At 52.1% G+C, this 10813-nt stretch carries 14 protein-coding genes; 13 read left to right on the forward strand and 1 reads right to left on the reverse strand.

Features of this window, described 5'->3' with window-relative positions:
* Window positions 1–102 precede the first annotated feature (102 nt).
* From kefG to slyD, 4 genes are all read left to right on the forward strand, one after another.
* Window positions 103–654, forward strand: a complete 552-nt coding sequence (gene kefG, locus J4650_RS15695; protein WP_000081820.1) for a glutathione-regulated potassium-efflux system ancillary protein KefG — start codon at window positions 103–105, stop codon at window positions 652–654.
* A complete protein-coding gene (kefB, locus tag J4650_RS15700; protein WP_023993559.1) occupies window positions 654–2459 on the forward strand; it encodes a glutathione-regulated potassium-efflux system protein KefB in 1806 nt (601 codons plus the stop codon). The genes kefG and kefB overlap by 1 nt, the downstream gene beginning before the upstream one ends.
* A 9-nt stretch (window positions 2460–2468) precedes the next feature.
* On the forward strand, window positions 2469–2669 hold the full coding sequence (locus tag J4650_RS15705) for a YheV family putative zinc ribbon protein (protein ID WP_001007735.1): 201 nt from the start codon (window positions 2469–2471) through the stop codon (window positions 2667–2669).
* A gap of 94 nt (window positions 2670–2763) precedes the next feature.
* Window positions 2764–3354, forward strand: coding sequence for a peptidylprolyl isomerase (slyD, locus tag J4650_RS15710; RefSeq protein ID WP_000861341.1), 591 nt, complete (start codon window positions 2764–2766; stop codon window positions 3352–3354).
* A gap of 187 nt (window positions 3355–3541) precedes the next feature.
* On the opposite strand, the gene J4650_RS15715 is transcribed toward slyD, so the two are convergent.
* Window positions 3542–3760 (reverse strand): protein SlyX, encoded by a 219-nt coding sequence (locus J4650_RS15715; protein WP_001152701.1) that lies wholly within the window; start codon window positions 3758–3760, stop codon window positions 3542–3544.
* Between the two features lie 219 nt (window positions 3761–3979).
* Here J4650_RS15715 and fkpA point away from each other — a divergent pair, with 219 nt between their 5' ends.
* The 9 genes from fkpA to J4650_RS15760 form a co-directional block, all read left to right on the forward strand.
* On the forward strand, window positions 3980–4798 hold the full coding sequence (gene fkpA / locus J4650_RS15720; RefSeq protein WP_000838222.1) for an FKBP-type peptidyl-prolyl cis-trans isomerase: 819 nt from the start codon (window positions 3980–3982) through the stop codon (window positions 4796–4798).
* Between the two features lie 276 nt (window positions 4799–5074).
* Window positions 5075–5797 carry a transcriptional regulator gene (locus J4650_RS15725; RefSeq protein ID WP_000091471.1) on the forward strand — a complete coding sequence of 241 codons (723 nt, stop codon included), beginning with the start codon at window positions 5075–5077 and terminating at the stop codon, window positions 5795–5797.
* Window positions 5797–6183, forward strand: a complete 387-nt coding sequence (gene tusD / locus J4650_RS15730; RefSeq protein ID WP_001268012.1) for a sulfurtransferase complex subunit TusD — start codon at window positions 5797–5799, stop codon at window positions 6181–6183. Before J4650_RS15725 ends, tusD begins: the two co-directional genes overlap by 1 nt.
* Entirely contained in the window at window positions 6183–6539 is a 357-nt protein-coding gene (tusC, locus tag J4650_RS15735) for a sulfurtransferase complex subunit TusC (RefSeq protein WP_000820705.1), read from the forward strand. Before tusD ends, tusC begins: the two co-directional genes overlap by 1 nt.
* A gap of 7 nt (window positions 6540–6546) precedes the next feature.
* A complete protein-coding gene (tusB, locus tag J4650_RS15740) occupies window positions 6547–6834 on the forward strand; it encodes a sulfurtransferase complex subunit TusB (RefSeq protein WP_000903400.1) in 288 nt (95 codons plus the stop codon).
* A 125-nt stretch (window positions 6835–6959) separates the two neighbouring features.
* A complete protein-coding gene (rpsL, locus tag J4650_RS15745) occupies window positions 6960–7334 on the forward strand; it encodes a 30S ribosomal protein S12 (protein WP_000246815.1) in 375 nt (124 codons plus the stop codon).
* A gap of 95 nt (window positions 7335–7429) precedes the next feature.
* Window positions 7430–7900: a 30S ribosomal protein S7 gene (gene rpsG, locus J4650_RS15750; protein ID WP_001138042.1), complete on the forward strand. Its 471-nt coding sequence runs from the start codon at window positions 7430–7432 to the stop codon at window positions 7898–7900.
* Between the two features lie 96 nt (window positions 7901–7996).
* Window positions 7997–10111, forward strand: a complete 2115-nt coding sequence (gene fusA / locus J4650_RS15755) for an elongation factor G (RefSeq protein WP_000124693.1) — start codon at window positions 7997–7999, stop codon at window positions 10109–10111.
* A gap of 71 nt (window positions 10112–10182) precedes the next feature.
* Window positions 10183–10813 (forward strand): GTP-binding protein (locus tag J4650_RS15760; RefSeq protein ID WP_140032430.1); only part of this gene is annotated, 631 nt, incomplete at its 3' end.

A 10813-nucleotide genomic window follows, 5' to 3' on the forward strand; every position in this document is an offset into this window, starting at 1 on the left:
CGGCGGACATGGAGTACGTTTCTGAGTTGAACAAACGCTGTCAACGTAGAAGCGGCCTGAAGAATGGCATGTATCGACCCAAAACAACCGGGAGGGGGATTGATGTCTCAGCCAGCGAAAGTCTTGCTGTTGTATGCCCATCCGGAATCTCAGGACTCGGTTGCTAACCGGGTACTGCTTAAACCGGCCATACAGCACAATAACGTAACCGTGCACGATCTTTATGCGCGCTATCCTGATTTTTTTATCGATACGCCCTATGAACAAGCCCTGTTACGTGAGCACGACGTCATTGTTTTTCAGCATCCCCTTTACACCTATAGCTGTCCGGCTTTACTGAAAGAATGGCTTGATCGCGTTTTGAGTCGGGGGTTCGCCAGCGGACCAGGGGGAAACCAACTGGTGGGAAAGTACTGGCGTAGCGTGATTACGACCGGCGAGCCGGAGAGCGCTTACCGGTATGACGCGCTAAACCGCTATCCAATGAGCGATGTACTCCGCCCCTTTGAACTGACCGCGGCCATGTGCCGGATGCACTGGATGCCGCCCATTATTGTGTACTGGGCGCGCCGCCAGTCGCCGCAGACGCTGGCCAGTCATGCGAAAGCCTATGGCGAGTGGCTGGCGAATCCTGTGAGCGCGGGAGGCTATTGATGGAAGGTGCTGATTTATTGACCGCGGGAGTGTTGTTCCTCTTCGCGGCGGTAGCGGCGGTGCCGTTAGCCGCCAGGCTGGGCATCGGCGCGGTATTAGGTTATCTGCTGGCGGGAATTGCGATTGGCCCGTGGGGGCTGGGATTTATCAGCGACGTTGACGAGATCCTGCACTTTTCTGAACTGGGCGTCGTGTTTCTGATGTTTATCATTGGTCTCGAACTCAATCCGTCCCGGCTTTGGCAACTGCGGCGCTCTATCTTCGGCGTCGGCGCTGCTCAGGTGCTGTTAAGCGCGGCGGTGCTGGCGGGATTATTGATGCTTGCTGATTTCTTATGGCAGGCGGCGGTCGTCGGCGGGATTGGCCTGGCGATGTCTTCGACGGCGATGGCGCTACAACTGATGCGCGAGAAAGGCATGAATCGTAGCGAGTCCGGGCAGTTAGGGTTTTCCGTCTTACTGTTTCAGGATTTAGCGGTGATCCCCGCGCTGGCGTTGGTGCCTTTGTTGGCGGGATCGGCCGACGAGCATTTCGACTGGTTTAAAGTGGCAATGAAGGTACTGGCTTTCGCGGTAATGCTGATTGGCGGTCGTTACCTGTTGCGCCCGGTATTTCGTTTTATTGCTGCGTCCGGCGTGCGGGAGGTCTTCACTGCCGCGACGCTGTTGCTGGTGTTGAGCGCCGCCTTATTTATGGACGCGCTGGGACTGTCGATGGCCCTGGGAACCTTCATTGCCGGCGTTTTACTGGCAGAGAGTGAATACCGGCATGAGCTGGAAAACGCTATTGATCCCTTTAAAGGTTTACTGCTTGGGCTGTTCTTTATCTCCGTCGGTATGTTGCTAAATCTCGGCGTACTTTATACCCATTTACTGTGGGTGGCGGCGAGCGTTGTTATTCTGGTCGTCATAAAAATGCTGACGCTGTATCTGCTGGCGCGGTTATATGGAATAAGAAGTTCTGAACGGATGCAGTTTGCCAGCGTGCTGAGTCAGGGGGGCGAGTTCGCTTTTGTGCTCTTTTCTACCGCCTCTTCTCAGCGCCTGTTTCAGGGCGATCAGATGGCGTTATTATTGGTGACTGTCACGTTATCAATGATGACCACGCCGCTACTGATGAAAGGGATTGATAAGTGGTTATCGCGCCGCCTTAATGGCCCGGAAGAGAATGATGAAAAGCCGTGGGTTGAGGATGATAAGCCCCAGGTAATTGTCGTCGGCTTTGGCCGTTTTGGTCAGGTGATCGCTCGCTTATTGATGGCGAATAAGATGCGTATCACCGTGCTGGAACGCGATATCGGCGCCGTTAATCTGATGCGCAAATATGGTTATAAAGTGTATTACGGCGACGCTACACAAGTCGAGCTGCTGCGTTCTGCGGGCGCGGAGGCGGCGGAGTCGATAGTCATCACGTGTAATGAACCGGAAGACACGATGAAGCTGGTGGCGCTGTGTCAGCAGCATTTTCCTCATCTGCATATTCTTGCGCGAGCGCGTGGACGTGTGGAGGCCCATGAGTTATTACAGGCTGGCGTCACGCAGTTTTCCCGTGAAACGTTTTCCAGCGCGCTGGAACTGGGACGTAAAACTCTGGTGTCGTTAGGTATGCATCCGCATCAGGCGCAACGCGCGCAGTTGCATTTTCGTCGGCTGGATATGCGAATGTTGCGGGAGCTGATCCCGGAGCATAGCGACATGGTACAGATTTCGCGCGCCAGAGAGGCCCGACGCGAGCTGGAGGAGATTTTTCAGCGCGAAATGCAACAGGAACGGCGCCAGTTGGATGGCTGGGATGAATTTGAGTAGAGGTGAACAATGGCAATCCGTAAACGTTTTATTGCAGGCGCGAAATGTCCGGCCTGTCAGGCGCAGGATACAATGGCGATGTGGCGTGAAAATAATGTCGATATTGTTGAATGCGTTAAGTGCGGGCATCAAATGCGGGAAGCGGATAAAGACGTTCGCGAGCATGTTCGCAAAGAAGAGCAAGTGATCGGGATTTTTCATCCGGACTAGCGATATGCCGCAGGTTTTTTTAAGCTAAGGGGTACACGGCTGCAGAATTCCGCTACAATCTGCGCCACTATTCTTCCCATGCTCAGGAGATATCATGAAAGTAGCAAAAGACCTGGTGGTCAGCCTGGCCTATCAGGTACGTACAGAAGACGGTGTGTTGGTTGATGAGTCTCCGGTGAGTGCGCCGCTGGATTACCTGCACGGCCACGGCTCTCTGATCTCTGGCCTGGAAACGGCGCTGGAAGGCCATGAAGTTGGCGACAAATTTGATGTCGCTGTTGGCGCGAACGACGCTTACGGTCAGTATGACGAAAATCTGGTGCAGCGTGTGCCTAAAGACGTCTTTATGGGCGTTGATGAACTGCAGGTAGGGATGCGTTTCCTGGCGGAAACCGACCAGGGCCCGGTACCGGTAGAGATTACCGAAGTGGAAGACGATCACGTTGTGGTTGATGGTAACCACATGCTGGCTGGCCAGAATCTGAAATTTAACGTAGAAGTTGTTGCGATTCGTGAAGCGACTGAAGAAGAACTGGCTCACGGTCATGTTCACGGCGCGCACGATCACCACCACGATCACGGTGAAGATGGCTGCTGTGGCGGTCATGGTCATGACCATGGTCACGAGCACGGCGGCGAAGGCTGCTGCGGCGGTGGTGGTAAAGGCGGCTGCGGTTGCCATTAATCCCCGTCGTCTTTCAAGCCACCGCGGTGTTGGCTACGCTTTCAAACCCCGGTCACATAGTTATCTATGCTCCCGGGGAATTTTCAAGCTTGCCGCCTTGCTGTGACTCGAAATCGTTAGGGTATTATCATTGGTTCGATAAATCATCGGGCACAAAAAAGCGGGTTATCCCCGCTTTTTTTTCGTCTCAATAATGCGGCGGCGGCGTTTCTTCTGCCTGAGAGGCGATATTTGACGGCTGACTGGCTTTTAACTTTTCCGTGAGCAAACGCAGATGATCGCGCAGCTTCGCCATCTCCATTTCATGTGCGGTTACCGTCAGGTTTAGTTCTTCTATGGTAATCTCCTGGAACGCCAGACGGCTTTCCAGTTCAGCCAGACGAGCTTCCATCGTGATATCCTGCATGATGTACCTCTTTATGTTGTCTCCGTCGGCGGATTCTACTTAACTTTACCGGCTTTCACAGCAACCATTACGCGCACTACGAAACTAATTTAAACAAAAAGAGTCTGAAAAGAAGTGATAATAGGGCGTGTTCGTATGTTGATTTGTTCTGCAACGATTTATAGTACGCTTCTTACGTAAGTTAACATGGGGCGAGATGCCCCGGCCCTGGAGATATGGATGAAATCACTGTTTAAAGCCACGCTGCTGGCAACTACGATGGCCGTTGCTATGCACGCACCGATCACTTTTGCTGCTGATGCGGCGAAACCGGCAGCTACCGCTGATAGCAAAGCAGCATTTAAAAACGACGATCAAAAAGCGGCTTATGCGCTGGGCGCCTCGCTGGGTCGTTACATGGAAAATTCGCTTAAAGAGCAGGAAAAGTTAGGCATCAAACTGGATAAAGATCAGTTGATTGCCGGCGTTCAGGATGCCTTTGCCGATAAGAGCAAACTGTCCGATCAGGAAATTGAGCAAACGCTGCAGACGTTTGAAGCACGCGTGAAGAGCGCTGCTCAGGCGAAGATGGAAAAAGACGCTGCCGATAACGAAGCAAAAGGTAAAGCGTTCCGCGACGCTTTTGCTAAAGAGAAAGGCGTGAAAACCTCCTCTACCGGTCTGCTTTACAAAGTAGAGAAAGAAGGCACAGGCGAGGCGCCGAAAGATAGCGATACCGTTGTGGTGAACTACAAAGGTACGCTGATCGACGGTAAAGAGTTTGATAACTCTTACACGCGCGGCGAACCGCTCTCCTTCCGTCTGGACGGCGTTATCCCTGGCTGGACTGAAGGCCTGAAAAATATTAAGAAAGGCGGCAAGATCAAGCTGGTTATCCCACCGGCGCTGGCCTACGGTAAAACGGGCGTTCCGGGTATCCCGGCGAACTCCACCCTGGTATTCGACGTAGAGCTGCTGGATATCAAACCAGCGCCGAAAGCGGATGCTAAACCTGCCGATGCGGCTGACGCTAAAGCCGCAGATGCTGCTAAAAAATAAAAACTGAGAGCCGCCGCTTGTAATAGCGGCGGTTTTTTTTATTCAGGCCGGATATATTACTCACCATAATTTGATTTGCGGATAACGGCGCTTGCGCTGGTCGTTAAGGGCGAGACCGTAGGCTGAATGACCGCCAACGCACACGTAGTCTGAAATAGACGAGCAAATTAGTACTGGAAAGATGAACCCTCACTGTATTAATTTAATCATCCGCGTAAATAATGAGCCTGCCCTGAAAACATAACGACAGGCTCCTGAAAAGGAGTGTTTTTTTTCATGTCCAGGTCGCTTTTAACCAACGAAACCAGTGAACTTGATTTGCTGGATCAGCGTCCCTTCGAGCAAACCGACTTCGATATTCTGAAATCCTACGAAGCGGTAGTGGACGGGTTAGCGATGCTTATAGGTTCCCATTGTGAAATCGTATTGCACTCTTTGCAGGATCTAAAATGTTCAGCCATTCGTATTGCCAATGGCGAACATACGGGCCGTAAAATTGGCTCGCCGATTACCGACCTGGCGTTGCGTATGTTGCACGACATGACAGGGGCGGACAGTAGCGTGTCGAAATGCTATTTCACGCGCGCGAAAAGCGGTGTCTTGATGAAGTCGTTGACGATTGCCATTCGCAACCGCGAGCAGCGCGTCATTGGTCTACTGTGCATCAACATGAATCTTGATGTGCCATTTTCACAGATTATGAATACCTTTATTCCGCCGGAAACGCCGGAAGTCGGCTCAGCGGTTAATTTTGCCTCCTCAGTCGAAGATTTAGTCACCCAGACGCTGGAGTTCACGATCGAAGAAGTGAATGCCGATCGTAATGTCTCTAACAATGCGAAAAATCGTCAGATCGTCCTTAACCTGTACGAAAAAGGCATTTTCGATATTAAAGACGCCATTAACCAGGTAGCCGATCGTCTGAATATCTCAAAACACACGGTTTACCTCTATATTCGCCAGTTCAAAAGCGGCGATTTTCAGGGGCAGGATAAATAATGCGTTATGCCATTATGGTCACCGGGCCGGCATATGGCACCCAGCAGGCCAGCAGCGCATTGCAGTTCGCCCACGCGCTGCTCAATGAGGGGCATGAGTTAGCCAGCGTCTTTTTCTATCGGGAAGGGGTCTATAACGCCAATCTCCTGACCTCGCCGGCGAGCGATGAATATGATCTGGTACGCGCCTGGCAGAAATTGAATACGCAGCATGGCGTAGCGCTGAACATCTGTGTCGCGGCGGCGCTTCGTCGCGGTATTATTGATGAAACTGAAGCCGGCAGACTGGGGTTGCCGTCCGCCAATCTTCAGCCGGGCTTTACGCTAAGCGGCCTGGGCGCGCTGGCGGAGGCTTCTCTCACCTGCGATCGGGTGGTGCAGTTTTAATGAAACGTATTGCATTTGTCTTTTCCACCGCGCCGCACGGTAGCGCCTCAGGTCGTGAAGGGCTGGATGCGCTGCTGGCGACGTCAGCGCTAACGGAAGCGCTGGGCGTCTTTTTTATCAGCGACGGCGTCTTTCAGTTATTACCAGGACAAAAACCAGACGCTGTGCTGGCGCGTGACTATATTGCTACTTTCAAGCTCTTTGATTTGTACGATATTGATCAATGCTGGATCTGCGCGGCATCGCTGCGCGAGCGTGGTCTGGAGAACGTTAATTTTGTGGTAGACGCCACGCCGCTGGAACCCGTGGCGTTACGCCGCGAGCTTGGCAACTATGATGTCATCCTGAGATTCTGAGGCGTTTATGCTGCATACCTTACCTCATTGCGCTTCGAGCGTTGATTTTCCCGCTTTGCTGCGCCTGCTAAAAGAGGGCGATGCGCTTTTGTTGCTCCAGGATGGCGTTACCGTCGCGATTGAAGGTAACCGCTTCCTTGAAAGTCTGCGCGATGCCCCCATAACGGTCTATGCCTTGAAAGAAGACATTGACGCCCGCGGCCTGGGTGGTCAAATTTCAGACAGTGTCGTCAGGGTTGACTATACTGAGTTTGTCAGACTCACGGTTAAGTATGCCAACCAGATGGCCTGGTGATGGCGGGATCGTTGTATATTTCTTGACACCTTTTCGACACCGCCCTAAAATTCGGCGTCCTCATATTGTGTGAGGGCGTTTTATTACGTGTTTACGAAGCAAAAGCTAAAACCAGGAGCTATTTAATGGCAACAGTTAACCAGCTGGTACGCAAACCACGTGCTCGCAAAGTTGCGAAAAGCAACGTGCCTGCGCTGGAAGCATGCCCGCAAAAACGTGGCGTATGTACTCGTGTATATACTACCACTCCTAAAAAACCGAACTCCGCACTGCGTAAAGTTTGCCGTGTTCGTCTGACTAACGGTTTTGAAGTGACTTCCTACATCGGTGGTGAAGGTCACAACCTGCAGGAGCACTCCGTGATCCTGATCCGTGGCGGTCGTGTTAAAGACCTCCCGGGTGTTCGTTACCACACCGTTCGTGGCGCGCTTGACTGCTCCGGCGTTAAAGACCGTAAGCAAGCTCGTTCTAAGTACGGCGTGAAGCGTCCTAAGGCTTAATGGTTCTCCGTTAAGTAAGGCCAAACGTTTTAAATTAATGTCAAACTAAACTCGTAGAGTTTTGGACAATCCTGAATTAACAACGGAGTATTTCCATGCCACGTCGTCGCGTCATTGGTCAGCGTAAAATTCTGCCGGATCCGAAGTTCGGATCAGAACTGCTGGCTAAATTTGTCAATATCCTGATGGTAGATGGTAAAAAATCTACTGCAGAATCAATCGTATACAGCGCGCTGGAGACCCTGGCTCAGCGTTCTGGTAAATCTGAACTGGAAGCTTTCGAAGTCGCTCTCGAAAACGTTCGCCCGACTGTAGAAGTTAAATCCCGCCGTGTAGGTGGTTCTACTTATCAGGTACCAGTTGAAGTCCGTCCGGTCCGTCGTAATGCTCTGGCAATGCGTTGGATCGTAGAAGCTGCTCGTAAACGCGGTGATAAATCCATGGCTCTGCGCCTGGCGAACGAACTTTCTGACGCTGCAGACAACAAAGGTACTGCAGTTAAGAAACGTGAAGACGTTCACCGTATGGCAGAAGCCAACAAGGCGTTCGCACACTACCGTTGGTAATCCCTTCGGAGTCATAGTCACCAGGCGGGCGCTTCAGGTAAGTCGCCCGTTTTGGATAACTTAACTGAACGCCTAAAGATATCAACGAGGAATCAAATGGCTCGTACAACACCCATCGCACGCTACCGTAATATCGGTATCAGTGCGCACATCGACGCCGGTAAAACCACTACTACCGAACGTATTCTGTTCTACACCGGTGTAAACCACAAAATCGGTGAAGTTCATGACGGCGCAGCTACCATGGACTGGATGGAGCAGGAGCAGGAGCGTGGTATTACTATCACCTCCGCAGCGACTACTGCATTCTGGTCTGGTATGGCTAAGCAGTATGAACCGCATCGCATCAACATCATCGACACCCCGGGGCACGTTGACTTCACTATCGAAGTAGAACGTTCCATGCGTGTTCTCGATGGTGCGGTAATGGTTTACTGCGCAGTTGGTGGTGTTCAGCCGCAGTCTGAAACCGTATGGCGTCAGGCAAACAAATACAAAGTTCCGCGCATTGCGTTCGTTAACAAAATGGACCGCATGGGCGCGAACTTCCTGAAAGTTGTTGGTCAGATCAAAACCCGTCTGGGCGCGAACCCGGTTCCGCTGCAGCTGGCAATTGGTGCTGAAGAAGGTTTCACCGGCGTTGTTGACCTGGTGAAAATGAAAGCCATCAACTGGAACGATGCCGACCAGGGCGTTACCTTCGAATACGAAGATATCCCGGCTGACATGCAGGACCTGGCTAACGAATGGCACCAGAACCTGATCGAGTCCGCCGCAGAAGCTTCTGAAGAGCTGATGGAAAAATACCTGGGTGGTGAAGAACTGACTGAAGAAGAGATCAAACAAGCTCTGCGTCAGCGCGTTCTGAACAACGAAATCATCCTGGTAACCTGTGGTTCTGCATTCAAGAACAAAGGTGTTCAGGCGATGCTGGATGCGGTAATTGATTACCTGCCATCCCCGGTAGACGTACCTGCGATCAACGGTATTCTGGACGACGGTAAAGATACTCCGGCTGAGCGTCACGCAAGCGACGACGAGCCGTTCTCTGCGCTGGCGTTCAAAATCGCTACCGACCCGTTTGTGGGTAACCTGACCTTCTTCCGTGTGTACTCCGGTGTGGTTAACTCTGGTGATACCGTACTGAACTCCGTGAAAACCGCACGTGAGCGTTTCGGTCGTATCGTTCAGATGCACGCCAACAAACGTGAAGAGATCAAAGAAGTTCGCGCGGGCGACATCGCGGCTGCTATCGGCCTGAAAGACGTGACTACCGGTGACACCCTGTGTGATCCGGAAAACCCGATCATTCTGGAACGTATGGAATTCCCTGAGCCGGTAATCTCCATCGCGGTAGAACCGAAAACCAAAGCTGACCAGGAAAAAATGGGTCTGGCTCTGGGCCGTCTGGCGAAAGAAGACCCGTCATTCCGCGTATGGACTGATGAAGAATCTAACCAGACCATCATCGCTGGTATGGGTGAACTTCACCTGGATATCATCGTTGACCGTATGAAGCGTGAATTCAACGTTGAAGCTAACGTGGGTAAACCTCAGGTTGCTTACCGCGAAGCGATTCGCGCGAAAGTTACCGACATCGAAGGTAAACACGCGAAACAGTCTGGTGGTCGCGGTCAGTATGGTCATGTTGTTATCGACATGTACCCGCTGGAGCCGGGCTCTAACCCGAAAGGTTACGAGTTCATCAACGACATCAAAGGTGGTGTAATTCCTGGCGAATACATCCCGGCCGTTGATAAAGGCATCCAGGAGCAGCTGAAATCTGGCCCGCTGGCGGGTTATCCGGTAGTTGATCTCGGTGTGCGTCTGCACTTCGGTTCTTACCATGACGTTGACTCCTCTGAGCTGGCGTTTAAACTGGCTGCGTCTATCGCCTTTAAAGAAGGCTTTAAGAAAGCAAAACCAGTTCTGCTTGAGCCGATCATGAAGGTTGAAGTAGAAACACCTGAAGAGAATACCGGTGACGTTATCGGCGACCTTAGCCGCCGTCGTGGTATGCTCAAAGGTCAGGAATCTGAAGTTACAGGCGTTAAGATCCACGCTGAAGTACCGCTGTCTGAAATGTTCGGATATGCAACTCAGCTGCGTTCTCTGACCAAAGGTCGCGCATCGTACACTATGGAATTCCTGAAGTATGATGATGCGCCGAACAACGTTGCTCAGGCCGTAATCGAAGCCCGTGGTAAATAAGCCGCAGGGTTAAAAACCAAAATCCCGTGCTCTCTCCTGAAGGGGAGAGCGCTATAGTAAGGAATATAGCCGTGTCTAAAGAAAAATTTGAACGTACAAAACCGCACGTTAACGTCGGCACCATCGGCCACGTTGACCACGGTAAAACTACCCTGACCGCTGCAATCACCACCGTACTGGCTAAAACCTACGGCGGTGCTGCTCGTGCATTCGACCAGATCGATAACGCTCCGGAAGAAAAAGCGCGTGGTATCACCATCAACACTTCTCACGTTGAATACGATACCCCGACCCGCCACTACGCACACGTAGACTGCCCGGGGCACGCCGACTATGTTAAAAACATGATCACCGGTGCTGCTCAGATGGACGGCGCGATCCTGGTTGTTGCTGCGACTGACGGCCCGATGCCGCAGACCCGTGAGCACATCCTGCTGGGTCGTCAGGTAGGCGTTCCGTACATCATCGTGTTCCTGAACAAATGCGACATGGTTGATGACGAAGAGCTGCTGGAACTGGTTGAAATGGAAGTTCGTGAACTTCTGTCTCAGTACGACTTCCCGGGCGACGACACTCCGATCGTTCGTGGTTCTGCTCTGAAAGCGCTGGAAGGCGACGCAGAGTGGGAAGCGAAAATCATCGAACTGGCTGGCTTCCTGGATTCTTACATCCCGGAACCAGAGCGTGCGATTGACAAGCCGT

This window comes from Salmonella sp. 32120201201600049SM (genome assembly GCF_017572835.1).
GTDB lineage: Bacteria > Pseudomonadota > Gammaproteobacteria > Enterobacterales > Enterobacteriaceae > Salmonella > Salmonella enterica.